General features: G+C 48.0%; 22 protein-coding genes and 1 tRNA gene. 7 read left to right on the forward strand and 16 right to left on the reverse strand.

The window, feature by feature from the left end; translation table 11 throughout:
* Window positions 1–99: 99 nt before the first annotated feature.
* The 12 genes from H8K36_RS04205 to H8K36_RS04260 form a co-directional block, all read right to left on the reverse strand.
* Window positions 100–960, reverse strand: coding sequence for a hypothetical protein (locus tag H8K36_RS04205; protein WP_186914936.1), 861 nt, complete (start codon window positions 958–960; stop codon window positions 100–102).
* 38 nt (window positions 961–998) lie between these two features.
* Complete coding sequence (locus H8K36_RS04210; RefSeq protein ID WP_186914935.1) at window positions 999–2,162, reverse strand: acyltransferase family protein; 1,164 nt, start codon at window positions 2,160–2,162, stop codon at window positions 999–1,001.
* Between the two features lie 64 nt (window positions 2,163–2,226).
* A complete protein-coding gene (locus H8K36_RS04215) occupies window positions 2,227–2,670 on the reverse strand; it encodes a cupin domain-containing protein (RefSeq protein WP_222611109.1) in 444 nt (147 codons plus the stop codon).
* A gap of 31 nt (window positions 2,671–2,701) precedes the next feature.
* The gene (locus tag H8K36_RS04220) at window positions 2,702–3,238 is read right to left on the reverse strand and encodes a DUF924 family protein (RefSeq protein ID WP_186914934.1); all 537 of its coding nucleotides are present in this window, start codon (window positions 3,236–3,238) and stop codon (window positions 2,702–2,704) included.
* A gap of 109 nt (window positions 3,239–3,347) precedes the next feature.
* The gene (gene truB / locus H8K36_RS04225) at window positions 3,348–4,304 is read right to left on the reverse strand and encodes a tRNA pseudouridine(55) synthase TruB (RefSeq protein ID WP_186914933.1); all 957 of its coding nucleotides are present in this window, start codon (window positions 4,302–4,304) and stop codon (window positions 3,348–3,350) included.
* 106 nt (window positions 4,305–4,410) lie between these two features.
* Complete coding sequence (rbfA, locus tag H8K36_RS04230; protein ID WP_186914932.1) at window positions 4,411–4,839, reverse strand: 30S ribosome-binding factor RbfA; 429 nt, start codon at window positions 4,837–4,839, stop codon at window positions 4,411–4,413.
* Between the two features lie 133 nt (window positions 4,840–4,972).
* Entirely contained in the window at window positions 4,973–7,822 is a 2,850-nt protein-coding gene (gene infB, locus H8K36_RS04235; RefSeq protein WP_186914931.1) for a translation initiation factor IF-2, read from the reverse strand.
* Window positions 7,823–7,901: 79 nt separating this feature from the next.
* Window positions 7,902–9,461, reverse strand: a complete 1,560-nt coding sequence (nusA, locus tag H8K36_RS04240) for a transcription termination factor NusA (protein WP_186914930.1) — start codon at window positions 9,459–9,461, stop codon at window positions 7,902–7,904.
* Window positions 9,458–9,946, reverse strand: coding sequence for a ribosome maturation factor RimP (gene rimP / locus H8K36_RS04245; protein ID WP_186914929.1), 489 nt, complete (start codon window positions 9,944–9,946; stop codon window positions 9,458–9,460). Before rimP ends, nusA begins: the two co-directional genes overlap by 4 nt.
* Before the next feature lie 323 nt (window positions 9,947–10,269).
* Window positions 10,270–12,000, reverse strand: coding sequence for a pseudouridine synthase (locus H8K36_RS04250; RefSeq protein ID WP_186914928.1), 1,731 nt, complete (start codon window positions 11,998–12,000; stop codon window positions 10,270–10,272).
* Complete coding sequence (gene scpB / locus H8K36_RS04255) at window positions 11,987–13,051, reverse strand: SMC-Scp complex subunit ScpB (RefSeq protein ID WP_186914927.1); 1,065 nt, start codon at window positions 13,049–13,051, stop codon at window positions 11,987–11,989. Before scpB ends, H8K36_RS04250 begins: the two co-directional genes overlap by 14 nt.
* Window positions 13,052–13,388: 337 nt before the next feature.
* Window positions 13,389–13,465: transfer RNA gene (locus H8K36_RS04260), tRNA-Met, on the reverse strand.
* Between the two features lie 296 nt (window positions 13,466–13,761).
* On the opposite strand from H8K36_RS04260, the gene H8K36_RS04265 reads away from it, so the two are divergent.
* From H8K36_RS04265 to H8K36_RS04285, 5 genes are read left to right on the forward strand one after another with little or no spacing between them, the layout of a single operon-like run.
* Window positions 13,762–14,334, forward strand: a complete 573-nt coding sequence (locus H8K36_RS04265) for an NUDIX hydrolase (protein ID WP_186914926.1) — start codon at window positions 13,762–13,764, stop codon at window positions 14,332–14,334.
* A gap of 36 nt (window positions 14,335–14,370) precedes the next feature.
* The gene (gene aat / locus H8K36_RS04270; protein ID WP_186914925.1) at window positions 14,371–15,093 is read left to right on the forward strand and encodes a leucyl/phenylalanyl-tRNA--protein transferase; all 723 of its coding nucleotides are present in this window, start codon (window positions 14,371–14,373) and stop codon (window positions 15,091–15,093) included.
* A gap of 7 nt (window positions 15,094–15,100) precedes the next feature.
* Window positions 15,101–16,009: an arginyltransferase gene (locus H8K36_RS04275; RefSeq protein WP_230404285.1), complete on the forward strand. Its 909-nt coding sequence runs from the start codon at window positions 15,101–15,103 to the stop codon at window positions 16,007–16,009.
* A 29-nt stretch (window positions 16,010–16,038) separates the two neighbouring features.
* Window positions 16,039–17,082, forward strand: coding sequence for a quinone-dependent dihydroorotate dehydrogenase (locus H8K36_RS04280; RefSeq protein WP_186914924.1), 1,044 nt, complete (start codon window positions 16,039–16,041; stop codon window positions 17,080–17,082).
* 36 nt (window positions 17,083–17,118) lie between these two features.
* A complete protein-coding gene (locus tag H8K36_RS04285) occupies window positions 17,119–18,162 on the forward strand; it encodes an aldo/keto reductase (RefSeq protein WP_186914923.1) in 1,044 nt (347 codons plus the stop codon).
* A gap of 60 nt (window positions 18,163–18,222) precedes the next feature.
* On the opposite strand, the gene H8K36_RS04290 is transcribed toward H8K36_RS04285, so the two are convergent.
* The 4 genes from H8K36_RS04290 to H8K36_RS04305 are packed head-to-tail and all read right to left on the reverse strand — an operon-like array spanning window position 18,223 to window position 24,171.
* Window positions 18,223–19,395 carry an alpha/beta hydrolase-fold protein gene (locus H8K36_RS04290; protein ID WP_186920437.1) on the reverse strand — a complete coding sequence of 391 codons (1,173 nt, stop codon included), beginning with the start codon at window positions 19,393–19,395 and terminating at the stop codon, window positions 18,223–18,225.
* 19 nt (window positions 19,396–19,414) lie between these two features.
* Entirely contained in the window at window positions 19,415–20,254 is an 840-nt protein-coding gene (locus tag H8K36_RS04295; protein ID WP_186914921.1) for an alpha/beta hydrolase, read from the reverse strand.
* Window positions 20,255–20,296: 42 nt separating this feature from the next.
* Window positions 20,297–21,244: a peptidylprolyl isomerase gene (locus tag H8K36_RS04300; RefSeq protein WP_186914920.1), complete on the reverse strand. Its 948-nt coding sequence runs from the start codon at window positions 21,242–21,244 to the stop codon at window positions 20,297–20,299.
* Between the two features lie 35 nt (window positions 21,245–21,279).
* Complete coding sequence (locus H8K36_RS04305; RefSeq protein WP_186914919.1) at window positions 21,280–24,171, reverse strand: M16 family metallopeptidase; 2,892 nt, start codon at window positions 24,169–24,171, stop codon at window positions 21,280–21,282.
* A 170-nt stretch (window positions 24,172–24,341) separates the two neighbouring features.
* On the opposite strand from H8K36_RS04305, the gene H8K36_RS04310 reads away from it, so the two are divergent.
* Complete coding sequence (locus tag H8K36_RS04310; RefSeq protein WP_186914918.1) at window positions 24,342–24,605, forward strand: DUF2164 domain-containing protein; 264 nt, start codon at window positions 24,342–24,344, stop codon at window positions 24,603–24,605.
* A 131-nt stretch (window positions 24,606–24,736) separates the two neighbouring features.
* The gene (locus H8K36_RS04315) at window positions 24,737–26,197 is read left to right on the forward strand and encodes a pyridoxal phosphate-dependent decarboxylase family protein (RefSeq protein ID WP_186914917.1); all 1,461 of its coding nucleotides are present in this window, start codon (window positions 24,737–24,739) and stop codon (window positions 26,195–26,197) included.
* Window positions 26,198–26,219 lie beyond the last annotated feature (22 nt).

Below are 26,219 nucleotides of genomic sequence, written 5' to 3' on the forward strand. Positions count from 1 at the left end.
TTTCAATCACTTACAGTGTTTGTTTCGGAGAGCTAAATTCATCCTACAAAATCAATCTCATCTGAACTTCTCCCATGAGTCTGTGAAAAGATTCCTAACTCAAGTATTCCGCCGCACAGCCAACAAAACAAAATACCCCAACACCGGCCCCGCACCAAATCCCAATAAAGGCATAGGCGTCAAACCTCGGTAGGCACAGATCATAATGACGATGTAGTACAAAGCGATCGGTATCAATTCAGGCATGCTGCGTTTGATGCCAACGAAGAATAGTCCTACAGGCAATAGAGCGACGCTAATGATGGCCGCGATCATTGCTATGCTGCCTGCACTCGCTGCAATTTGAATCACACCTTCAACGTAAGGCACTGGTTGGAGTGGATCAGCTTGTTGCCAACACCAATAACACAGCACGGCCCAAACTGCACTGCCGCCCGCTTTCAAAAGAATGCTATCAGCACGATGCCAAACGATGAAAATCGCAGCAAGCGTAAAAGCAAGCACTTGTGATAGATCGGGCTGCGCGGCGAGAAGCAAGGCAAAAACACTCAAGAGCGCTACGCTGCCGATTCCAGAAAACCCCAAACGCCAATGCAGCCTAGCAAACACGTATAAAGCCAAAGGCAAAACGGCAGCTGAGAAGTACAAGCGAATGCCGCCAAGCTTGATCCAGCGACTTGGATTCCCGGCTTCAGAGAACGCGAAACAAGCAGCCAAGCCGATCAACATCGGGACCAGAATCAAAATCGAATTGCGGACTTGCCGTGGTATCGTCAAAGCTTTGCCCGCGTCTTGATTTCGGCGCGCGTTGTCTATCCATAGCACGCAGGTCAGACCAAGCAAAGCCAATGCTATCTGCTGTATTAGTAATGATTGCCCTACCCCAGCCAAACGCATCAAGAGCACGCTGCCGATCAGACTCGGCAAAGCCAACAAAATCAATAACCAACTGGTGCGCATTAATTCTCTCCTCAAATTCAAGCCTACTGACTTGCGTGCTATTTCAATGGTCTCGAACGCAAATAATGCATAGCAGGCTTGCTAACCCAGCGTTCAAGGAAAACACCAAACAACAAGCAGCCCACAACCACAGGCACATATACGACAAATGTCCATCGCATATTCTCACCAAAGTAAGCACGATATGCCGTGCATACACTTAAGACGATGAACATATGGCTCAAATAGATTTCATAGCTCAAATAGCCCATCTTCGCCAACCATTGCCATCCCCACCTTGGGCGAGGTGCGAGATGCTGCGCGGCAAACACCAAAAGACAAGCGGACAGGCACAAGAGCAACATGCTGTAGCCATGGATGACTTTCCATACTTCACTACCGAAGAAATAAATCGCGATCAGGCCTATGCCGCCCAATACAGCAATAGCACGCGCAAACTGTTCACTGGTTTTCCAGACCTGTGCCAATAACGCCGTCAATACACCGAAAGCAATGGCCGACATGCCGGGCAAATAGGCTTTTTCTTTCCAAATCTCATTCCCGACAATCGCCTCACGTGTCCATGGCAATGAGAATGCCAAGATCAACAAAGCTGCGACTAACCAGCGCCTCGGCAAGAAAATGCACATTAATGGAAACGCGAGATAGAAAACTTCCTCAATCGACAAAGACCATAAGACATCCCAAGCGGCTGGCAACCATGTGGTTTGTCCTTCATACCAATTCAAATGTAAACCTAAAGCAGACAACAGAGCCCGCCATAAGGTTTGGCCTTTTTCTTGAACCACATAGCCGTCCACGCCAAGTAAATGCATGAGGCTCAATACGACCAATAAAAGTGCGAGCAGTGGAAAAATCCGGCTAAAGCGTTGGCGATAAAACTGGCGCCATTTAATCGAACTCAGTTCACCATAGTTCTGTAAACAGCGTTGTGTGATCAGAAAACCAGACAAGACAAAAAATAGGAAGACCGATTCATAGCCATTAAAGCTAATACCGTTGATGATGCGCTTACTCAAGAACTCGCCAGCCAAGCTCGGTTGCAAAGGCAGGCGAAAACTCATGGCGAGGTGATGAACAACGACGAATAAAATGGAAAACCCGCGCAGCAAGTCGATGCCGAAGTTCCGTTCGCTTGAATTAGCCTGTGCTGGAATGAATGCATGGCTTGCTGGGTCGCTTGATACTTTGCTGGAAGACATGAAGTGAAATTCGAATAGGAGAAACCGCATCCTACACAAATCGTATTAATAAACCAAGCTTCACTTACTTCGTTCCGGCGAGCCCCGCAGACTTATCGTAAAGAGGCTTACTTTTGTCCACAATATGCACCGTGAATAACTTCAAGGGCGTATCCCCAATGACTTTGAACCCACCGTGCTGCACCATACGTAAATTCATGAGGCTGGCACCAGTCGGCAGCGTCTGCGGTTCTTTTCCTGCCACTTGAATTTGCGCACCTTGCACCACATACAGGGCTTCTATGCCGTGGTGCAGATGTAGATCGATGCCCTCACCTGGCTTGTATTCCGCCACCGAAGCAATCACTTCCATGCCGGTGGGAATGCCGTTAGGGCCTTGTAGTTCAGCTCTCTGTTTTTCTTGGCGCTGCGGTGAATCACTGAGGGCTTGTGCGAGTAAAGTGCCTGCGCTACCAATGGCAATCAAAGCGATTGCCACACCGATTTGTCGAAGTTTGAAATGCATCATCAATCTCTCCTAGCGTGCTAAGCAGCAAAACCTAAAAACTCGAACCATCTTGTTTTAGAAATTCAATTTCTTCCGCAGTCGATTCGCGTCCCAAGATGGCATTGCGATGCGGGTAGCGACCAAAGCGATCGATAATCGCTTTATGCTTCAATTCAAATTCGTAATTTCCTTTGGGCGCGTGTTCATGGAATAGTTTCTCGGCATAAGCGTGAATAGCACGAGACTCACTATGCATGAAGGGCATGTAGAGAAAGTTTCTTTCGATCGGCGTTAAGCCTTGATCTGCCTGTGCTCGAATCGCTTCTTGCGCAAGCACTAAGGCCATCGCATCTTGGGCAAATGCTTGTGGCGTATGGCGATATACATTGCGTGAGAACTGATCTAGGACGATGATTTCTGCTAAACGACCATGATCATCGGTACGCCAATGGTAGAGTTCGCCAGCGGCTGCCTGCAACATCACGCTATGAAAACGCTGCTGTATCAGTTGATCGAATTCAGGATCGACACTCCACCATTTCTTGCTGTCGATTTCTTCAAACCAGAATTGAATAATGTCTTGGAACATGGCGAGCTTTCGTCAAAGTGAACTTCCATATTCTACGCCACTACGCGCAATGCACGAAGCTCATCTGCAGCTTTGATTTAGCTGAAATAAAGTTCAGTTTGAACTTAGTTTAGGCCTGATTTTGATCAACCGTCGAAATCAAACGCTCGGGTGCTAGCACGCCATACTCTTGCAGCTGCGCTGATCCTAGGAGATATTTCGCATCACTATCGGGCATCGATTTGTAGACACGTACGCGACCGAGTTGCTGCGGATGAGCAACTGCTTCTTTATCCAGAGAAATGCGCTGTCCTTGTAGGAAACGCTTGGCGAGATCTGCATTCAAACTAACTTCAGGAAAACTCGATAAAAGTGCATCAACGGGTGCTAGAAGCTCGAGCCGCTGCGCCTCTTCCATTGCGATCAATTGATCAAGCGTGACGGTGTTTTCTAGAATCAAATGGCCCACTTGTGTACGACGAAGCGCGTTTAGATGAGCGCCACAACCAAGTGCTGCACCGATATCTTCACCGAGCACGCGAATATAAGTGCCCTTACTGCAGCGCACGTTCAAAGTTAAGAATGGCGCTTCGTAACTGACAAACTCGAGTAGATGTATGGTCACCGGGCGCGCTTCACGCTCCAAAGTAATGCCTTCACGTGCATATTCATACAAGGCTTTACCGTCACGCTTCAAGGCTGAATACATAGGCGGCACTTGCATGATGTCACCACGAAATTGGGCCAACACTTGTTGGATCTGTTCTAGGCTGACATTCACGTCTTTATGCTCTATGACTTCGCCTTCGGTGTCACCTGTATTGGTGCGCTGACCGAGATGCACAACGGTTTGATACGTCTTATCCGCATCCAATAAGTCGGCAGAAAATTTCGTCGCTTCACCAAAACACAAAGGTAGCAAACCGGTAGCGAATGGATCGAGCGTGCCGGTATGCCCGGCTTTGATCGCATTCAACAAACGTTTCGCTTTGATCAAGGCATCATTGCTCGACCAACCCACAGGTTTATCCAATAACAGTACGCCGTTGATCGGAAGACGTGTTTTTTTCTTGATGACTTGGTTCATTGGTTCTTGTTCAAACTCATAACAAATATTGGTGCGCAAAAGCAAAAGACGCAGAGTATTTGGCTATCTTCTCTGCGCCTTTCAATATCTCAACCCAAGGAAGAAATTAATCTTCGCTCTTTTCTTTATCGTCGCGGTGATCATCTTCGTCGATGTCGCTATCTTTAGCACGCGTCGCATTCGCTTCATCGATCAATTTCGACATCGCCATGCCGCGCATCGTCGAAGTATCGTGGACAAAGTGCAGTTGCGGCAAAGTGTGGATACGCAATTTCAAACCGAGTTGATTACGCAGGAAACCTGCGGCCTTGTTCAAACCTTCTTGCGTCAGTTTGATCGCTGCTGGCTCATCTGCCAATGTCGTGAAATACACTTTTGCATGAGCATAATCAGGCGTCAGTTGCACTTCAGTCAGTGTGATCATGCCAACGCGTGGATCTTTGAGTTCAGCCCAGATGATTTCAGACAGATCGCGTTGAATTTGATCCGCAACGCGCAAGCCGCGGGCCGGGATGGATTTACTATTTTTAGCCATAAGAACTAACAAAACCTTCTACTTACATCATCACCCCGTTCGATCGAGGCTTTAAGTTCGGCAACAGAAAACGAAAGGTTTTCGCTACCGTCAAAATGAAAGAGGAAGCTCGCGCTTCCTCTTTTTTACTTCATTACAGAGTACGAGCAATTTCTTGGATCTCGAAGACTTCGAGGAAGTCTCCGACTTGAATATCGTTGTAGGCTTTGAGTGAGAGACCGCACTCCATACCTGCACGAACTTCTTTTGCATCGTCTTTGTAACGCTTGAGCGAATCGAGTTCGCCAGACCATGTCACTACGTTGTTGCGCAACAAACGGACTGAAGACGTACGTTTGACCATACCTTCGGTGACCAAGCAACCCGCAATAGAACCGACTTTGGAGACCGTAAATACTTGACGAATCTCGACCATACCGATCACTGTTTCGCGTTTTTCTGGTGCCAACATGCCAGACAACGCAGCCTTCACTTCATCTACCGCATCGTAAATGATGTTGTAGTAGCGAATGTCCACGCCATTGGTTTCCGCCAACTTACGTGCGGAGGCATCTGCACGTGTGTTAAAGCCGATGATGACCGCTTTCGAAGCCACCGCCAAGTTGACGTCGGATTCGGAAATACCACCGACCGCTGCATGCACAACCTGTACGCGAACTTCGTTGTTGGACAATTTGACCAAAGATTGAACCAAAGCTTCTTGCGAACCTTGAACGTCGGTTTTGACGATGATAGGCAAGTTTTTGAGTTCGCCTTCGCCCATGTTTTCGAACATGTTCTCGAGCTTCGCTGCTTGCTGCTTCGCCAATTTAACGTCACGGAATTTACCTTGACGGAACAGAGCGATTTCACGTGCTTTGCGCTCATCTACCATGACCATCACTTCTTCACCCGCGGCTGGAACTTCTGTCAGACCTTGGATTTCAACTGGGATAGATGGACCCGCTTCGTTAATATTTTTACCGTTTTCATCCAACATCGCACGAACGCGACCATAAGATGAACCCGCCAATACCACGTCACCACGTTTCAATGTACCGGATTGAACCAAGATCGTCGCCACTGTACCGCGGCCTTTATCCAAGCGAGACTCAACAACCAAGCCCTTTGCAGGTGCATCGATTGGTGCTTTCAATTCCAACACTTCAGCTTGCAATAAGACATTCTCGAGCAAGGAATCAATACCTTGACCTGTCTTCGCAGAGACTGGCACGAATGGTGAATCACCACCGTATTCTTCTGGTACAACGCCTTCAGCGATCAATTCTTGTGTCACGCGGTCTGCATTCGCAGATGGTTTATCGATCTTATTGATTGCAACCACCAAAGGAACACCAGCTGCTTTCGCATGCGCAATCGCTTCCTTGGTTTGCGGCATCACGCCGTCATCCGCTGCCACGACAAGAATAACAATATCAGTTGCCTTCGCACCACGAGCACGCATCGCCGTAAAGGCTTCGTGACCTGGGGTATCTAAGAAAGTGATCATGCCACGTGGTGTTTCAACGTGGTATGCACCGATGTGCTGGGTAATACCACCCGCCTCACCGGAAGCCACTTTGGCGCGACGAATATAGTCGAGCAAAGATGTTTTACCGTGATCGACGTGACCCATCACCGTCACAACTGGTGCGCGTGGTGAAGATTCGTAATCGGCGTGTTCTGCAACGTCTGTCAGCATCGCTTCTGGATCATCGATCTTCGCAGCAAACGCTTTGTGGCCCATTTCTTCAACCAGAATCATCGCTGTTTCTTGATCGAGAACTTGGTTAATCGTGCACATTTGACCTAATTTCATCAAATGCTTAATCACTTCAGATGCTTTCACAGACATCTTATGCGCCAACTCAGCGACGGTCAGTGTTTCTGGCACGTAGACATCTTTTACCACTGCCTCAACTGGCACTTGGAAATTGGTTTCGCGTTCATCATGATGTTGATTACGGCGGCCTTTAGGACCACTCTTCCAACCTTCACGACCAACTGGTGCCGCTCCGCGCGTTTTCAAACCACCGCTGCGTTTTTTCGCAGCATCTTCTTGCCATGTTGAAGACACGTTTGCGGACTTGATCGATTTCTTATCTGCACTTGGAGCTGCAACTGCAGGCTTAGCATCTTTCTTATCGCCAGCAGGTTTTTTATCGCCCACTTTCTTATCGGCTGGTTTGTGCAAAGTACCTTCAGCCACTTTGGATGGTGCTGGTGCTTCCACTGGTTTTGGTTTGCGTGCCGCGCTCATCATTTCTTTGATTTGCGCAACTTCGTCAGCCACTTTCTTACGTGCGTTTTCAGCGCTTGCTGCACGAGCAGCTGCTTCTTTCGCCTCTTCAGTTGCTTTTTTCTTCGCTGCTTCAGCTGCTACACGTTTCGCTTCTTCCTCAGCAGCATTGTCAACCGCAGCCGCTGGCGTTTTTGCCTTGGCACGTTTTTCTTCCGCTTGCTTTGCTTTTTCTGCTTCAGCTTTTGCTTGCGCTGCTGCTGCCAATTCGGCTTCGCGCGCTGCTTTTGCTTCTGCTTCTTTCTCAGCTTCGAGTTTCGCTAATTGTTCTTGCTTCTCTTTGAGCTCGGCTTCGCGGCGCGCTGCTAATTCAGCTTCGGCCTGCGCTTCTGCTTCGCGACGTGCCATTTCAACTGGATCAATCGCTGGTGCCGCTTTGACGTTTTCCTCTGGTGCTGCATCATCGCGCTTGACGAACGTGCGTTTTTTACGCACTTCGACCTGCACAGTACGTGTTTTACCAGTGGCATCCGCCTGCTTGATCTCGGTCGTTTCCTTACGAGTCAAAGTGATTTTTTTCTTCTCGACATCAGGAGCCACGCCGTGGGAACGACGTAAGTGCTCCAATAATTTGTCTTTATCTTCTTTCGACAAACTGTCGGACGCCGATGCTTTATTGACGCCGGCGGCCTGCAATTGCGCTAGCAATGCTTCCGCTTGCATTTTCAGCTCGGTGGCAAATTGAGCTACGTTATTACTCGCCATTCAGTCCTCTTTTTCTGTTTGCGCTTGATGTTGACTTCGTTGGATTCAACCAGCGCTTAAATAAGTTGTTTACTCGTGATTATTTTGCTTCAACGAGTTTCCATGCTTTTTCCAATAAGGCTTTAGCATGTTCATCATATTTAGCGTCGATGAGTTTCATCTCATCATCAGTCACATCGTCAAATGCACTATCAATTAGTTGGCGTGCACGGTCGGTAGACAGTGCCAAAATCGCGCCAAATTCATCGTAGGCCAAGCCACCGAAAGCAGCGAGGGTCTTAATACCAGCCAAGCCCAATTTACCTGCTGTTGCACGGCTCATACCATCCAAATTAATCAGTGCGTCTTCCACGCCTTCAACGCCTTCTTCAGAAGCAATCGCTTCAGTCAAAAGTGCATCACGGGCACGATTACGCAACTCATTAACGGTATCTTCATCCAACGCTTCGATTTCCAACATTTCACTAATTGGAACGTAAGCGATTTCTTCAAGGCTAGAGAAGCCTTCATCCACCAAGATATCTGCAACTTCTTGATCAACGTCGAGTTTTTCCATGAACAAGCTGCGGATACCTGCAGTTTCTTGCTCTGCTTTATTGGCGGACTCTTCGGCAGTCATGATGTTGATTTGCCAGCCAGTCAATTCTGCTGCCAAGCGCACGTTCTGACCGCTACGGCCAATCGCAATCGCCAAGTTTTCATCATCAACGACGACGTCCATTGCATGTTTTTCTTCATCAACCATGATGGAAGAGACATTCGCTGGAGCTAAAGCACCAATCACGAATTGTGCTGGATCTTCAGACCACAATACGATATCAACACGTTCACCACCGAGTTCACCAGTCACTGCTTGTACGCGTGAACCACGCATACCAACGCAAGTACCGATAGGATCAATACGTTTGTCATCTGTGTGCACAGCGATCTTGGCGCGAACACCAGGGTCACGTGCAGCTGACTTGATTACCAAAGAACCTTGTTCGATTTCTGGCACTTCGAGTTCGAACAATTTCATGATGAACTCTGGAGCAGTGCGCGACAAAATAACTTGTGGTCCACGTGCATTGCGATCGATACGCAAGATGTATGCACGAACACGATCGCCTACGCGCAAGTTTTCTTTTGGGATCATTTGGTCGCGCGGCAAACGTGCCTCGATGCGACCAGATTCAACTACAGCTTCACCGCGTTCCATACGTTTGATGGTACCCATCACGAGGGAATCACCGCGCTCCAAGAACTCAGCCAAAATTTGCTCACGTTCTGCATCACGAATACGTTGCAAAACAATTTGTTTCGTATCTTGTGCGAAACGACGACCGAGTTCTACAGATTCAATCGGCTCTTCGATGTATTCATCCACTTCGATATCGGCGTATTGCTCAACCGCTTCGAAATGCAAAATTTCTTGATCTGGCAATTGCAAACCAGCTTCATCAGCCACAACGTGCCAACGACGGAAAGTGCGATACTCACCAGTATCACGATCGATTTCTACGCGAATATCGACTTCACCTTCATAACGTTTTTTGGTAGCCGTTGCCAAAGCATGTTCCAACGCTCCAAAAACGATATCTTCATCGACGTTTTTTTCGCGCGCCAGCACATCAACCAATAATAAAACTTCGCGACTCATGCTTTGCGACTCCTAAAATCCACTTGCGGCACTAAGCGTGCCTTATCTAAATCAGCGAGCGTAAACTCAAGCATCGCCGCGCCATCTTTCGTTTCAAACTCGAGCTTCAGAGTTTCCCCTTCTGGCTCATGCAATACACCTTCAAACGTCTTGCGGTTTGCCATACCTGGCATCGGCAAGCGTAACTTCACGGACGCTTTTTCACCCGCAAAGCGCGTGAAATCAGCCAATTTCTTCAATGGGCGATCGAGCCCGGGTGAAGAAATTTCTAAGCGTTCGTAGCTCACTTCTTCCACCGTCAACACGTGCGACAGTTGATGACTGACTTTCGCACAATCTTCAACCGTAACATGACCTTTTTCCTCAACATCCTCAGGCAAAAGATCGATGTAAACGCGTAACAAGCCACGTTCTGCTCGCTCAAAGTCGACCAGATCATAGCCAGTTCCATTGACAGTCTTTTCAATTAAATCCAACAACTGCAAGACGCTTCTCCAAAAACACAGATTCCCAGTTTGGGTTCATCACAAATACTGCCAGCCTTTTTAAGCAAGCACATTGCGATTTAGCAAAAAAAAATGGGCACTAGCCCATCTTCTTAGCGCCCAGAGCTCATCAAAAATGAACACCAGGAAAAATCTGCTAACTCTAAGATTATAAACGATTAATTACTCAATCGCAATGACAGGCAAACAAAATAAGACTGAAAAACTTCGCTACGCAACAGCCTTCAGCCGTATTAAACCGATAACAAAGCAGGGCAACATCGACATTAGGTAACGATGTCACCCCAATTTAAGCAAAACAACTAGGCTCCACGCGAGCGGCGTCGAGCAGCAATCGCTTGCCCCAATGCCTGCCCACTACCGCGAGCTGTCGGGCCACGACCATTATTGCCACGACGTTCTTGTGTTGGGAAACCCAAGGCTGTTTGCAAAGGATCTGGCTGACGGCTACGGCTCTTGTTATTTTTATTAGATTTCCCAGCGTCGCGACCAGGTTTGCCGTTTTGAGGATTAGCAAAACCACCACGCACGGTAGGCTCAAAACTTCTTTGCACTGGTGCATCAAACGGGTTAACGTTTCGTGGCGCTTTACCTTGAACACGATTGCCATTTGGTTTGGAGAAGGACTTTTCAGTTTTTTCGCCAGCCGCTTTTTCCAAACCACTGATTTTCATTAAACTACGAACTGCATCTTCACCCAACTCATCCCAACGCCCACGCTTGAGACCAGATGGCAAAGTCATGACGCCATAACGCGTACGGATCAAACGCGATACCGTTAAACCAACTGCCTCAAACATACGACGCACTTCGCGATTACGGCCTTCACCAATAATCACGCGATACCACTTATTGACACCTTCACCGCCGCCATCGGAGATTTTGGAGAATTGCGCCAAACCATCTTCGAGCTCTACTCCCGCCAACAACTTCTGACGCATACCCTCTTCCAATTCACCCAGAGTACGCACGGCGTATTCACGTTCAATACCATAACGTGGGTGCATCAATCGGTTCGCCAAATCACCTGAAGTTGTGAACAACAACAAACCTTCAGTATTGTAATCAAGACGCCCCACCGCCAACCATTTACCCACCTTCATTTGCGGCAAACTATCAAACACGGAAGCACGGCCTTCTGGATCGCTTGTACTAACAATTTCGCCTGCTGGCTTATGGTAGATCAGAACACGAGGTGGCTTCTTGGATACTTTACGTTGAATCAATTTACCGTTAATACGGACTTGATCTTGCGGCAAAATGCGTTGACCGATATGAGCGGGCTCACCATTCACAGAAACACGTCCAGCGATGATCAATTCTTCCATATCACGACGCGAACCCAGACCAGCCTCTGCCAATACTTTATGCAATTTTGGCGCATCATCATCCGCTGTCAAATCGCGGCGCGGCTTCTTATTTTTGTCATGACGCCCAGCATTTGAACGATCATCATCCATGCTATCGAAGGCATCGGAGGTGACAAATGAAAATACATCATCCGCATCATTCACCGGACCAGATCTATGCTGAGGTTTACGTGGCTGATTGCCATGTTTTTTCTGACCAGATCTATCATGACGATCGCCGCGAGTTTGTTCGCCGCGACCTTCACCACGAGGAGCTTGTGCGCGCTGTTCACGACCTTCGCGTGGCTCACGCTGTTGATCATTACGCGCTTGATTTTTATTATTATTTTTTGGCTTACGTTGGCGATCTTGCGGAGCACGTTCACGACTTGGGCTCGTTGTTACTGAAACTTCCTGCGCTAATGAGGCTGGCGCATTACTGGTTTGCTCCACAGCGGATGACTCCACCACTTTCGGTGCGCGTGGTTTGCGTACCGGTTTTGCACGTGCTGCACGCGCCTCATCGGAGGAAGCAGCAACGACGGTTTCGGACGACGCCTCCGTTACTTTAGGTTCACGTGGCTTACGTGGCGCACGTTTTGCTCGTACTTTATCACCAGTAACACCTGAGTTGCTGCCAGCGACGTCGTTCGATGGATGATCTTCGGAATTATGTTCGTTCATTGTTTTGTTCTGCTGTGAATTGATCAGATGCTTGATTCGCCTTAGCGTCGCTGACATCTTCTTCTGTTTTCGCTTCAGCCATCACTTGCGCATCTTCCGGGATCACCTCGATCTCATTGACCACACTACTGGCTTCAACTTCTGTACTTGTCTCGTTTTTTGCTTCGATACCTGCTTCGTTTGGTTTTTCTACCTCACTTAACTGTTGATCTTCAACAGCAAGTGTTTGCGCATTTGCTTGTGGTTCCACCGGCGCATCCTCCGCCACCATCGATGGTGATTCCTGCTCTTGCGCGTCAGCACTCAATGGCGCTGCTTCTTGTAATACTTCAGATTCGTTTTTCTCGTGCGAAGCTACGCTCAAATCTACTGCATCGCTACTCTGACTTTCAGATGTGACTTGCTCATCACTAGCAATTTGCGCCTCGATTTGATCTGACTGCTCCAATTGATCAAACATCGCCAACTCCGCTGTCTCTGTATCGACCACGGGCACCGCTTCATCCTCGGCCTCCTCTTGCCCCACTTGCTGCAAAGGTGGCAATTGGTCCAAGGACGACAAACCTAGGTCACTCAGGAACTGTTTTGTCGTCGCAAACAAAGCTGGACGACCCGGAACTTCACGATGACCGACGGTTTCAATCCAGCCACGATCTTCCAAGGTTTTGATCATCTGCGAGGCTACTGCCACGCCGCGAATTTCTTCAATATCGCCGCGCGTTACTGGCTGACGGTAGGCAATAATCGCCAAAGTTTCCAAGGTGGCACGCGAGTATTTCGGTGGCTTTTCGGGGTTAAGTCTATCAATGAAGACGCGCATTTCAGGGCGACTTTGAAAACGCCACCCTGTCGACAGAGACACCAACATAATGCCCTTGTCAGCCCAATCTTGACGAACTTCTTCGAGCATCAACTTAATCGTATCCGCCCCTACCACTTCATTCTGCTCATTTCCATCCATGAACAGTTTTTTCATTGTATTAATGGTCAGCGGTTCATGTGCGCATAGTAATGCGGTTTCAAGTACGCGCTTGGCATCTGCAGTATTCATGCAAACTCTTTAGCTAACAGGTTGTGTTGATCTTAAGAAGGTTTTCGTGAAGCTTTTGGTGGCGAATCTTATCGCCTACCAGACCAGACCTAGTTTAATGCACGTTGCAAGACTTATTCCTTGCGTGCGTCTGGTGGATCAGTCTGCAGCCAACTTGTGCTTTTGCGCTTACTCCGCACGGTCAAACCAAGTCAGTCAAAACAGTCGATCAATTTAGTAGATGCCCGATTGTAGTCCAGAATTTCAGCAGAAACCATGCCGAAACAGACCTCAATCAAAAAAAATCGCCAAACTAACGAAAAAGCCACGATGAAACGTGGCTTTATTCTTGTAATTCTGGTTGCGGGGGCAGGATTTGAACCTACGACCTTCGGGTTATGAGCCCGACGAGCTGCCAGACTGCTCCACCCCGCGTCTGAGAAACAGAACTATACCTTAGTTTGCTGCTTTGCGCAATTTGTTTCCGAATTAATTATTGATAGGGGATGAAAAATCACTCGACCAGAACCTTGTTCATCACTCGATAATCACGCCCACACTCACTTTGAACTGATTTTATCTCCGGCGTATTTAGAGGATTGAGGTACAAGTGTTACACTTTCAATATAGAGCAGCCCCGTCGCACGTTTGTAGACCCAAATTTGTCGCGATGCAGAAATACGCTCACTTTATGAGCATCAAACAATTTGACCAGTCCAGAAAGATTGAGCATGAAATTTTGTTCGGAATGTGCCGCACCGGTTACATTAAAGATCCCCGCTGACGATACACGCGAACGATTTGTGTGTGTCGCCTGCGGCACTATTCATTATCAAAATCCGAAAATGGTCGTGGGCACGGTACCAGTCTGGGACATCGATGGCGACCTTAAAATCTTGCTCTGCAAACGTGCGATTGAACCACGCTTAGGTTTCTGGACTTTACCTGCAGGTTTTATGGAAAACAATGAAACCAGCAGTCAAGCAGCGCAGCGCGAAACCATTGAAGAAGCAGGCGCCAATATCGAATTACATGAATTGTTTTCGATATTGAATGTGCCACACGTACACCAAGTTCATCTGTTCTACCGCGCTACCCTGCTCGACACGGATTTTGCTGCGGGCACCGAGAGTCTGGACGTTCGGCTTTTTAGTGAACATGAAATTCCTTGGGATGATATTGCCTTCCCAACCATTACGAGTACGCTGCGCTTTTTCTTTGCTGATCATAAAGCTCGACAGCAAGGCCGAGGTTTTCAACTGCATGCGCATGACTTCATTAAATCCGAGCATGTACCCAGCTAAATCAGCCGAGTTCTTGATACCTTCTATGCGTTGCCCATGATTCCTTGGTTAGAAGTTGATAGTCCCTTTCCCGATGTCAGCCAAGCACTGAGTGAAACGCAAGGTGCGGCAGGCTTGTTGGCTGCGGGCGCAGATTTGTCGCCAAAACGCTTACTTGAGGCCTACCGCCACGGCATTTTCCCATGGTATTCAGAGGGACAGCCTATTCTATGGTGGTCCACTGATCCGCGGATGGTATTAATGACGTCGGACCTCAAAATCTCGGATAGTCTCAAAAAGAGTTATCGAAAAGCACAACAAGATTCACGCTGGTCCTTTCGCTTTGATAGCGCCTTTGAACAGGTAATGCGAGCCTGCGCTGAGCCACGACGCAATCAAGCAGGGACTTGGATTTCTGAAGACATCATTGCCGGATATGTGGGTCTACATCAACTTGGTTACGCTCACTCATCGGAAGCATGGCTCGATGGTGAGTTGGTCGGTGGCGCTTATGGTGTTTGCATTGGCAAAATGTTTTATGGTGAATCGATGTTCGCCAAAGTAACCGATGCTTCCAAAATGGCATTTCTGCATTTAGTACAACACTTGCGCCAACAAGGTGTAGAAATGATAGACTGCCAACAAGAAACCGCACATCTTGCACGCTTCGGCGCCAACCCGATTACTCGTAGTGAGTTCATCGTACGAATGCAGAAAGCGCAGCAAGCGGGCGAGGTTGTGTTTGAGCAAAGTGCAGCACCACTAGATCGCGCGAGCTAAAGACTTTATGCAATCACGTTCACAAATATCGAATTCCGCTTATTCGAATGAGTCTGAGGAAAAAGACCGAGAGAATGGCGATACCGCGCTGCCAGCGGGTGAACACACTCAGCATTTTCATGATCAAGACCACGCCGCTTTTGAAGATTTAGCGGATGCCATGCGAGCCGAGGCTGCTCAAGTCGATATCGCCAAAACCAACAAGGCCAACCGCCGCACCATACAAATTCAGTTCTACGCAACCGCACCTTATGTTTGCAGTTACCTGCCTGGCCAACAAGCACGTTCCCAGGTCGCGACGCCGGCCCATCTGATTGGCGGCGAAGTCTACTCTGCCTTAGTCAATCAAGGTTTTCGTCGTAGCGGAGTTTTCGTCTATCGCCCGTATTGCGATGCATGTCAGGCCTGTGTCCCCGTGCGCACGAAAGTCAATGAGTTCATCGCGAATCGCAGCCAGCGCCGCGCATGGAAACGCCATCAAGATTTGGAAACCGAGATCTTACCGTTGCAGTTTGACGAAGAACATTTTGAACTGTATCAACGCTACCAACGTCAACGCCATGCAGGCGGTGGCATGGATCAAGATGATAAAGAACAGTACACGCAGTTCTTGCTACAAAGTCGTGTCGATACACGTTTGGTGGAATTCCGCGAGCCGAACGGCGTGTTACGCATGGTCAGCATTATCGACATTCTGGAAGACGGGCTATCATCCGTGTATACCTTTTACGACCCAGATGTCACTGGAAGTGCTTATGGCACCTACAACGTCTTATGGCAGTTAGTGCAAGCGGCTGAGCTCAACATGCCGTACCTCTATCTCGGTTACTGGATAGAAGAGAGTCGCAAGATGTCCTACAAAACCAATTTCCAACCCTTGCAAGGCCTACGCGATGGCCACTGGCAAGATCTTTGAAACCATTTTCTCATTTATCTCAATACATTATGTCTGACCAATTGCTCTACTCTCTGGCTCGCCCTTTCCTCTTTTTCATGGATGCAGAAAGTGCTCACGATTTCACACTTCCAGGCCTAAAGCGTGCACACAATATGGGCTTAACTCGCCTCTTGAGCAAACCACAAGCCGATCCACGGACGGTCATGGGCATCACCTTCCCGAACCCAGTTGGCTTAGCGGCAGGCCTCGATAAAGATGGGCGCTATATCGATGGCTTAGCAGCAATCGGTTTTGGTTCGATTGAAATTGGTACAGTCACACCGCGCGCGCAACCAGGCAATCCGAAACCACGTATGTTCCGTTTGCCGCAAGCGAACGCCATCATCAATCGTATGGGCTTCAACAATGGCGGTGTGGACGCCTTTGTAGCTAACGTGCAAGCATCGCAGTTCTATCAAGACAAGCAAGGTGTACTCGGACTTAACATCGGTAAGAACGCCGACACGCCTATCGAAAAAGCAGCCGACGACTATCTCCATTGCCTGCAGAAGGTCTACCCTTACGCCAGTTACGTGACGGTAAATATCTCCTCACCGAACACCAAAAATCTGCGCCAACTGCAAGGTGCGAGCGAGCTCGACGATTTGCTATCTCAACTCAAAGATGCACAGCAACGCCTAGCCGATCAACATAAACGCTATGTACCGCTGACGCTCAAGATCGCACCCGATATCGATAGCGAGCAAATCAAAACCATTGCCGAATCTTTAACGCGTCATAAAATCGATGGCGTCATCGCCACCAATACCACCATCACACGCGACGCAGTCAAAGGTTTGCAGCATGGTGAAGAAGCTGGCGGATTATCCGGCGAGCCGGTGTTCGAACTATCGAACAAAGTGGTTCGCGCTTTAAAATCTGAACTCGGCGATGCGCTTCCGATTATCGGCGTCGGCGGTATTTTCTCAGGTGAAGATGCCGTTGCTAAAATGCAGGCCGGTGCATTGCTAGTACAAGTGTATTCTGGCCTCATCTATCGCGGTCCCGCTCTGGTGCGCGATTGTGCTGAGGCCATTCGCAAACACAAATAGTCAACGCAGATCACCGATTCAAGATAAGAGCAAACCATGAAATACAAAAAACTAGGCAGCAGCGATTTATCCGTCTCCGAAGTCTGTCTCGGCACCATGACTTTCGGTGAGCAAAATAGCGAAGCAGAAGCGCATCAGCAACTCGACTATGCTTTGGCTCATGGCGTGAATTTTATTGACACAGCTGAGATGTATCCGGTGATGCCACGCGCTGAAACAGTCAATCGCACCGAACAATATATCGGCACTTGGATCAAGGATTCAGGCAAGCGTGAGAAAGTAATTATCGCGACCAAGGTGTCAGGTCCATCACGTGGTATGCCTTGGATACGCAATGGTGAGAATGATCTCGACGAGAAAAATATTCGAGCCGCTGTGGAAGGCAGTTTGCGACGCTTGCAAACGGATTACATCGACCTCTACCAATTACACTGGCCTAGCCGCAACGCACCAATTTTTGGTCAGAAAGAATTTGCCCCAGAGCTAGAACGCGAATCAGTCGCCATTGAAAAGACACTCGATGTGTTGGACACTCTAATCAAAGAAGGCAAGATTCGACACATAGGCGTCTCGAATGAAACGCCGTGGGGTGTCAGTGAATTTATCAAACATGCTGAACGCAAACAGCAAGCGCGTATTGTGTCTATCCAAAATCCTTACCACTTGATGAATCGCAGCTACGAGCAAGGTTTAACTGAAACTTGTTTCCGCGAGCACGTTGGCTTGCTTGCCTATAGCCCTCTTGCCTTCGGTCGATTAACTGGTAAATATGTCGACAACGCGCAAGCGCAAGGTCGCCTAACGCAATTTCCGCCGACGTGGAGTCCACGCTACATGCGCCAAGATGTCATCGCCACTAGCGCCCGCTACACCAAACTCGCGCGAGATTTCGGTTACACACCCACCCAATTGGCGCTTGCATGGTGCTATTCACGTTGGTTCGTCACGAGTACTATCATTGGCGCAACGACCTTACAGCAGCTCGAAGAAAACATTCGTGCGACCGATGTTAAATTGACCGAAGAAGTCATCGCCGCGATCAATGCGATTCATGCGGTGGCAAGCAATCCCGCACAATAAACCTTTTTGTCGCTGGGCTTCGCGGCCCGGCCTACCTCAAAACACCTGAGCACTTTAGACTTAGCGACTATCCACCAGTGTTTTCAGCGCCATATTCCAAATCGGTGTCCAAGTATTCATTGTATGTCCTGACTTTGGGTAGATCGTCTTTACCTCTGCGCCAAGGTCTGCACTTGTTTTCTCAATTTCGCGAGCCATCTTGAAGAAACTACGCTCCAACTCGCCCGCACCAACAAATACTTTCTTACCTTTGAGTTGCACGCGAGATTGAAGCTCCCATGTCGCTGGAGACATCACGATCGCTCCGTCGAACAAGTCTTGATGCAGCAGCAAGGCATCAAATGCCCACGCGCCGCCATTGGAATAGCCGGCCACATATCGCCCCTTTGGCGCCTCACCCTTTTCGACAGTTTGACGAAGTACATTCACAACAAATCGCAGAAACGCATCAAAGCTCTCTTGATGCCGTCCCTTCAGCAACTCACCGATACGATTCTCGTTGGAACTTGGAATGCCAACAAGAACAAATCCATCAAGCGATATATGAGCTGCATGTGAGTTTGAAATAAATGATTCGAGAGACCCACCGTCACTATCATAAATGACATGACAAAGAGCAATTGACTTCAAACATTTGGCGCCACGAAATACCTTAACTAGCTTCGATTCTAAAAATTTCCCGCCAGTAAAATTCATCGTCTCGTATTGTGCGCCGCCGCTTTGCAAGCTCTTCAGAACTGCGGGCCAACTCTCGACTACCGTCCGCTCATTGGCCTCTCGCCCATCAATGTTTAAGGAGATCGGTGCACGCCCCTCAAAATTAATAAGCAATGGATTCAACTTTGCTTTCTCTATGCCTTTGAATCGGACCTTTATTGCATAGTGATTTTCACCAACAGGTTCTAAGTAGGTCGAAATTTCACCACTGAAGGCCGGGCGATCATAAAACGCGATATCGCTCTTCTTCATTTTTGCCGCCAAGATCAATCCATCTTCAACGGGCTTGTAAGCGATCACATCCACAAAGTGCATGGACTGAACCTCGTCAATTTCGCGCTGGCTCAAGAGTTCGGCACATACGCGAACATAACCATCATCGCGGTCTTGACTGGAGCAACGCGGAATAACGGCCAATCTCATTCCTGAAAGATCCTCGGCCTCAATCTTCAAGCTCAGGCAACTCAACACCACTAAAAAGAGAACGATCGTCGTACGATGCAATGTGGTACGCAAGTTTATTCTATGGTCATCTCTAGTTTGCATTTCCAAGTTCTTTCAATAAATTCTTATAGGCCGCTTTGACTTCAGGAAATAGCATCGCATCCATATGCCCAGCATCAACACTCACAAAACGTTTTTGACTTTGTTTGAGGCTGTCGAATAAAACGCGTGCCGTTGGCTCTGGCGTGGTGGTATCGCGCTTCCCTGCGATGATCAAAATAGGAAATTGAATGTCTTGCAGGCTGCGGCGATTATCGACTTCGGCAACATCACCGACGACGTTGTAGGATACAAAAGGTTTGGCGAACCATGGCGTCAAATTTTGAGCATAGGTTTTCGCGTCCGTTCCTGTTCCTTCTAAGACTAAACCATCGAGCTGACGTTGGCCTGCGAGATGGGCGGCGACAAAACTACCGAAAGAATGTCCGTGCACAATCAACTGCCCTTGTACCATTCCTCGCGCATAATCGTAGAGCGCGGCGGTATCTGACTCTATTTCTTTAAGACCATGTTTGCTTGTTGTGGCATCACTGCGCCCAAAACTACGGTAATCAAACGCGATCACGTTGAGATTCAAATCGGCGAACGGCTTCAAGAAATATGCACCGTCTGCATCCAAACGGATGCCACTACCGAGGAAGTAAAGGACGGTCGCTTGCGCGCCAGGCTTGTTGAGATACACACCTCGACTAATTGAACCATCGGCTTGTACAAACTCCACATCGCGCATTTGATAATCAGGCGCACTCTTTTTCAGTAATGCCAACTTATTGGTATCGCGCGGCACAAATTGGTTCGAGCTCACGTTGACAGTCATACAGCCACTCAACAAAACAACACTTGTTACAACTAATGATGCTAAATTTTTCATTCTCAAATTCATTCACAAAAATAACTGAAAGTCATTGACGCACTATTTCACTACACGCACCGGCACTGGCACATTACACAATTCGATGTGATTGGCAGCGAACTTATACCATTCACCACCACGATTACGTTGCGCTTCCACTAAAGCTTGAAAACTCGGCGTATCAGTGCGAAACATTTCGATATTGAGACGTTCGGCTTCTGGCACATCCGCTGCCATGCGCACAGATTTTATTGGTGTGCGCTCTTCTGCTTTTTCATAAAAACCGAGCGCACCGGTGCCGCGTGGCAGGCTGGACAGCAACTCCATACCTTGAACTACTTTGCCGACGACAGTGATATTACGATCGAGATTGCGCGGTGCGTGCCCGCTCACCGCATACAAAGAACTGCCATTGCCGCTATCGGTTTCATTCCCGCGTGCCACACCAATCGCGCCATAGCAATGGGCCAGCCAAGTGGTTTGCGTTTTGGGGTCTCGCCCCGCTGCATAACCATTCACGTGCCCTACTAAAGGCGCATAACCATCAACGTCTGGCAGTCGTGTGAACGGCGCATTTTTGGCGTACCTCACGGTGAATTCGCCATCGACTTTTTTCTCTGCTGTTTTGAATTCACGTTTCTCGTCTGGGTCACCCCACTGAGCAACATAGTTGTCGTGCGAACGTATCATTGCCAAGCCGTCGAAATAGCCCTCACGCACTAGCTTCTTAATGTTTGCCACATTTTTTGGCGCGAACTCAGGCGCGAGTTCAATTACGACGCGCCCTTTTTCAAGATCAAGATACATGGTGTTTTGCGGATCAAGCGGGCGCCAGTCAGACGGCTTGGCGGCCTTCAATACATCTTGCATCGTCGCTTTGCTCTTAACCGTGGTAGTTTTTCCCAGGTCGGCGGCCTGTGCAACGCAAGCGAAATAAGAGGACGTCAAACTTAAGGCACCTGCTAGCAACAAAAATTGTGTGATTGATTTAGGTTTGAAAACTAACATACGAAATCCTCTCATCTATGAAACCATCTAGAAAATTACTTGGCTTTGTTCTGGTACTGCTCAGGGTAAAGTACGACTTGAATATAATTATTGGTATCGATGTAACGCTGTGCGGCCACCTGCACATCATTGACGGTCAGTCCCTTTACACGCTCTTCGAAGTTAAACATCTCCGCTGGATCATCGCCGAATTGTTCGGCATTGCGTAAACTGCTTAACCAATACTGATTCGTCTTCATCGATTCGCGATGATTTTTCAGCCAATTTTCTTTAACCTTGTTTAACTCGTCTTCCGTCGGTGGTGCGGCTTTCATTGCAGCGATCAAGTCAAAACTGCTCGCAATCAATTTGTCAACGTTTTCTGGGCCACAAGGTAGATTCATCACCAAAGAATGTGACTGGTAGGGAATGCGACGCAAACTACGACTCACGCTAGGGCTGTACACTGCACCTAAATCTTCACGCATTTTGGCAGTCATGCGCAGTTGCAGAATTTCCCCCATGGCGGAGAACTGCATGCGCTGATGTGCGGTCATCACTTCGTCCGCATGAAATTGCAGCGTCACGGCACTCTGTGACTCTTTACCTGCAAACACTTCTTTCTTAATGATTCCTTTGAGAGGACGCAAACCGTGATCAATCACACCTAACTTGACGTCACCTGTCGGCAAACTGCCAAGGTAGGTTTCTACAGCAGGTTTAATGGCATTGAGATCAAAACTGCCTACGATAAAAAAGGTGTAGCCTTTGGCACTGGAAAAACGCTCTTTGTAGATCTTCATCATGCGATCAAGATCAAGCTGAGCAATCTGTTCAGGCTTGGCTATCGTCGGCACACGGGGATGCGGAGGGAAAGTCGCCTTCAAAAAGGCTTCTTGAAAAATCGCACCTGGAGACGCCATTTGATTCTTGAGTGCTTCGGTCTGTTTGTTAACGAATGATTTAAACAACTCTTCATCGCGTCGAGGTTGATTTAATGCGAGGTTTAAAACTTGCAGCATGACCTCAAAATCATTCTTATTAGAAGTGCCTGAGATACCTTCATTATTGTCACCAAATGATGTGGAGACATTCGCAATCTTTCCAGCGAGCACCTTGGAGATTTCAGTGGGTGTCAGATCCTTGATGCCCATTCCACCCACCACCGAAGTCGCATAACGCGCTTGCAAATAATCTTCGTCAGAAAATAAAGCCGTGCCGCCTGCACGCGTTGCACTGAGTAAAATTTGATCACTCTTGAAGTCTGTATTTTTGAGTACGACCTTCACTCCGTTGCTGAGGGTCCAAAGCGTAGTGTCTAGTACAGCATTTTTGCTCTCGTCCACTACTTTTCCTGGTGTTGGCGGCACTGGAAAAAGATTGGTCGACAACACTTTTTCTGCAACCGCCTTGACTTCTTGCGTCTGCGCCTGTTTCACCATATTGAGCAAATCCTTGCTCGCCGGGATCACGTGATCAGGTTTATCACTACCTTGGTAGATAACCAACTGTGGAGCTTTTGCGGTCAAAATCGTTTTCGCATATTGGTTGATCTCTTCGAGCGTGATGCTATTAACGATGTCTTTATGAAAGAGGTATTCCGCCTCGATACCAGGAATAGACTCGCCCTGTAGGAAATTGCGAATAAACTCCGCAGCCAAGTTGGCTGACTGAGACTTCTCTCTCTCATTAAAGGAGTTTTCCATGTTACGCAAAGAATTGAGTTTCGCGCGCTCTAATTCACTGGCGTTAAAGCCAAATTGCACCACACGTTTGTTTTCACGTAAAAGAGCGTCGATAGCGGCTTGTACGCCTACTTTCCCCACGACCGCAGATGAACTCACTTCGAGATAATCTGCCACCACACCACCGATACCGCTACTGGCGCCCAAGAACGGCGGATTCGCTGTTTGTGCGACCTCACGAAGGCGTTCCGCGAACATCACATTCATAAAATTTTGCATACGACGCAGACGATAGCTACCATATTTACCGTCATTTTTTTGCAGAAAGCGCGCTTGTGAAATACTAACCGTTGATAAATTCGCTTCCTTATCGACCGCAATCAAAGCTTCACCAAGGTTTTGCAAAGGTACTGTCACTGTTGGACGTGCGCGAGCGGGAACTGGATTCTTTAGATCACTAAAATTCTTTTCAATGAGTTTTTTTGCCGCAACCGGATCGACATCTCCAACAATGACCACTGCCATCAAATCAGGTCTATACCAGTCTGCATAGAATCGCTTGAGCGCATCATGTTTGAAATGCTGTATTGTTTCTTCCTTGCCGATAGGTAAGCGATCGGCATACTTTGAGCCATGCAAAATTTTGGGAAGAATCTGATTGCGAATACGCTCGCCAGCGCCTTTACCTAGACGCGCCTCTTCCAAGACAACACCACGCTCTTTTTCAATTTCTTCGGCATCAAAGCGCAAACCGGTCGCCCAATCCGCTAATACCATCATGCCTTTTTCGAAATTTTCTGGCTTATCAGTTGGAATCGGTAAGATGTACACCGTCTCATCAAAACTTGTATAGGCATTGAGGTCGGCGCCAAATTTAACGCCTATCGACTCCAAAAAAGAAACTAATTCGTTTTTCTTGAAATGACGACTGCCATTAAACGCCATATGCTCAGTAAAATGCGCTAGACCTTGTTGATCTTCGTCTTCCAATACCGAACCAGCCTTCACTACCAAGCGCATTTCGACTTTCTGCTCTGGCTTGGCGTTCTTTTGAATGTAATACGTCAATCCATTTGCTAACTGGCCTTTTACCAATTTACTTGAGTAAGGAATCAAGGCATTGGCAGCATATGCTGTCGATGGCGTCTTCGCTAAATTTTGCTTCGTTGCAGCGGGAGTTAATACAACAGCTGATGTGATCGATGGGTAAGCCAAGACAATCACGGAGGATAGGAAACATACTTTGGAGATCAGTGGGCGCATATAATTTGATAGTTAAAATGTAGCGTTCGACAAATTACAGTAGTTTTGCAAAAAAGACAAATTTCACGAGGCTACTTCTTGTTCGTTTTGACCATGCATTTTTCAAATAATTCCATTCACGTTTACTATTCGGACACTAACAATACGAACACTTACAATTAGGCAAGCCCATGAGCATAGAATTAAAAAACGAAATTCGGCAGCAAGCATGCGATTCTCTACAGCGTTACTGCGCGGATCACTTCGAAGAACCTATTGGCAACCTCAAAGCGCAGCACTTGCTAGACTTCATTCTGCAAGAAATCGGTCCCAGTATTTACAACCGTGCAGTTCAAGATGTACAAGCCCATTTGCTGACGCGTGTGCAAGAGCTGGATTTCGACATCCATGAAGAGGAATTTAGCTATTGGACACAACAAAAAAAGCGGCGCTGACGCCACCCTCCAACATCGTTTGACGTGACCGCCAAATAACAATTTTGAGCTTAGGCAGTCAATCACTATTCAATATCTATTAAACTCGTACTCTACGATCAATGAAAACCGCCAAGCGGCCGCCATCCAACATGAAATCTACACTCGACTACAGCAGCGAAGAGCTACAACAAGTTCTACAAAAAACCACCGACATCGTACTCGATCAATATGCCCGCTTAACTGAGCAAAAAGGTTTTCACGCTTTTGAACCTAAAGAAGTCGCCTCTTGGTTTCATGAAGCATTGCCGCAAGAATCGAGCGACCCTATCGCTTTGCTCGATTTGGTGAAAGAAAAGGTCCTAGATACGGCCACGGGCAACCTCGGGCCAAACATGTATGCCTATGTCATGGCGGGCGGAAACCAAATCTCAACCATCGCCGACTTCCTCACATCTACCATCAATCAAAACGCCACCAAATGGCATCTCGGTCACGCCATGACAGAGATCGAAAAGCGCGTCGTCGCATGGACCGCTGAAATGATAGGTTTTACTCCAGAGGCTGGCGGGGTCATGGTTAGCGGTGGTTCGGCAGCGACCTTAACTGGCTTGACTGTGGCTCGCAATGTGTTTTTCCGCGAACACAAACTGAATCAAGCTGGCCTGTTTGGCATGAAGCCTTTCACCGTTTACTGTAGTAGCGAAACGCACAATAGCACCGACAAAAGCGTCGCTTTACTCGGCATCGGCACAGACCAATTGCGCCGCATTCCCGCGGACGCTGATTTCAAAATGGATCTGCATGCACTCGAAGAGCAGATCAAGATAGATATTACCGCTGGCTACACTCCCTTCTGCATTGTTGGCAATGCAGGCACCGTCAATACGGGGGCGATCGATGATTTACGGGGCTTAGCCAAGATCGCTGAGCATTACAAAATGTGGTTCCATGTCGATGGCGCCTACGGAGGCTTGATTGCATCGCTCGATGAAATGAAACATCTGTACGAAGGTATTGAGCTAGCAGACTCGGTCGCGCTCGATTTCCATAAATGGCTGTACCAACCTTTTGAAATTGGCTGCACCCTTGTTCGTAACTGGGGACTCTTACGCGAATCGTATTTCAAACAAGCCGATTATCTCGATACTTCGCTCGAAGCCAGCAATCAACGCTTAGAGTTTAACGAGCACTACTTCCAACTCTCGCGCAATGCCAAAGCCTTCAAGGTATGGATGTCGCTAAAGGCCTATGGCTTCAAACAAATACAAGCGATGATGCGCAAAGACTTGGACTTGACGCGCTATTTGGAAAAACAAATACAAGCCTCGGCAGACTTCGAACTGCTCACACAAAGTGATTTAGCGATTGCGTGTTTCCGCTATCTCGGTCCAGATCCAAGTCGGGCGCTCGATGAGGGTGCGATTGCAGAATTGAATCAAGCCTTAATTCCTGCCCTCGAAGCCGATGGTCGTGTGTTCATCACTGGCACACGGCTCAAGGGCAAATTTGTGATTCGTGCTTGCATCATCAATCATCGTAAGAGCGAGGCATCGATTGATTATTTATTGGACGTGATTCGCGATGTAGGAAGCAAATTGATTCCCGTTTAAAGCAAACAACATTCTCAAACAT

The organism is Affinundibacterium nitidum (assembly GCF_014284155.1).
Lineage (GTDB): Bacteria > Pseudomonadota > Gammaproteobacteria > Burkholderiales > Burkholderiaceae_D > Undibacterium > Undibacterium nitidum.

Excerpts from the sequence above, each read along its gene's own strand:
- H8K36_RS04205 (WP_186914936.1), bottom strand. The coding sequence starts at position 960 with ATGCGCACCAGTTGGTTATTGATTTTGTTGGCTTTGCCGAGTCTGATC.
- H8K36_RS04210 (WP_186914935.1), bottom strand. The coding sequence starts at position 2,162 with ATGTCTTCCAGCAAAGTATCAAGCGACCCAGCAAGCCATGCATTCATT.
- H8K36_RS04215 (WP_222611109.1), bottom strand. The coding sequence starts at position 2,670 with ATGATGCATTTCAAACTTCGACAAATCGGTGTGGCAATCGCTTTGATT.
- H8K36_RS04220 (WP_186914934.1), bottom strand. The coding sequence starts at position 3,238 with ATGTTCCAAGACATTATTCAATTCTGGTTTGAAGAAATCGACAGCAAG.
- truB (WP_186914933.1), bottom strand. The coding sequence starts at position 4,304 with ATGAACCAAGTCATCAAGAAAAAAACACGTCTTCCGATCAACGGCGTA.
- rbfA (WP_186914932.1), bottom strand. The coding sequence starts at position 4,839 with ATGGCTAAAAATAGTAAATCCATCCCGGCCCGCGGCTTGCGCGTTGCG.
- infB (WP_186914931.1), bottom strand. The coding sequence starts at position 7,822 with ATGGCGAGTAATAACGTAGCTCAATTTGCCACCGAGCTGAAAATGCAA.
- nusA (WP_186914930.1), bottom strand. The coding sequence starts at position 9,461 with ATGAGTCGCGAAGTTTTATTATTGGTTGATGTGCTGGCGCGCGAAAAA.
- H8K36_RS04250 (WP_186914928.1), bottom strand. The coding sequence starts at position 12,000 with ATGAACGAACATAATTCCGAAGATCATCCATCGAACGACGTCGCTGGC.
- scpB (WP_186914927.1), bottom strand. The coding sequence starts at position 13,051 with ATGAATACTGCAGATGCCAAGCGCGTACTTGAAACCGCATTACTATGC.
- H8K36_RS04265 (WP_186914926.1), top strand. The coding sequence starts at position 13,762 with ATGAAATTTTGTTCGGAATGTGCCGCACCGGTTACATTAAAGATCCCC.
- aat (WP_186914925.1), top strand. The coding sequence starts at position 14,371 with ATGATTCCTTGGTTAGAAGTTGATAGTCCCTTTCCCGATGTCAGCCAA.
- H8K36_RS04275 (WP_230404285.1), top strand. The coding sequence starts at position 15,101 with ATGCAATCACGTTCACAAATATCGAATTCCGCTTATTCGAATGAGTCT.
- H8K36_RS04280 (WP_186914924.1), top strand. The coding sequence starts at position 16,039 with ATGTCTGACCAATTGCTCTACTCTCTGGCTCGCCCTTTCCTCTTTTTC.
- H8K36_RS04285 (WP_186914923.1), top strand. The coding sequence starts at position 17,119 with ATGAAATACAAAAAACTAGGCAGCAGCGATTTATCCGTCTCCGAAGTC.
- H8K36_RS04295 (WP_186914921.1), bottom strand. The coding sequence starts at position 20,254 with ATGAAAAATTTAGCATCATTAGTTGTAACAAGTGTTGTTTTGTTGAGT.
- H8K36_RS04300 (WP_186914920.1), bottom strand. The coding sequence starts at position 21,244 with ATGTTAGTTTTCAAACCTAAATCAATCACACAATTTTTGTTGCTAGCA.
- H8K36_RS04305 (WP_186914919.1), bottom strand. The coding sequence starts at position 24,171 with ATGCGCCCACTGATCTCCAAAGTATGTTTCCTATCCTCCGTGATTGTC.
- H8K36_RS04310 (WP_186914918.1), top strand. The coding sequence starts at position 24,342 with ATGAGCATAGAATTAAAAAACGAAATTCGGCAGCAAGCATGCGATTCT.
- H8K36_RS04315 (WP_186914917.1), top strand. The coding sequence starts at position 24,737 with ATGAAATCTACACTCGACTACAGCAGCGAAGAGCTACAACAAGTTCTA.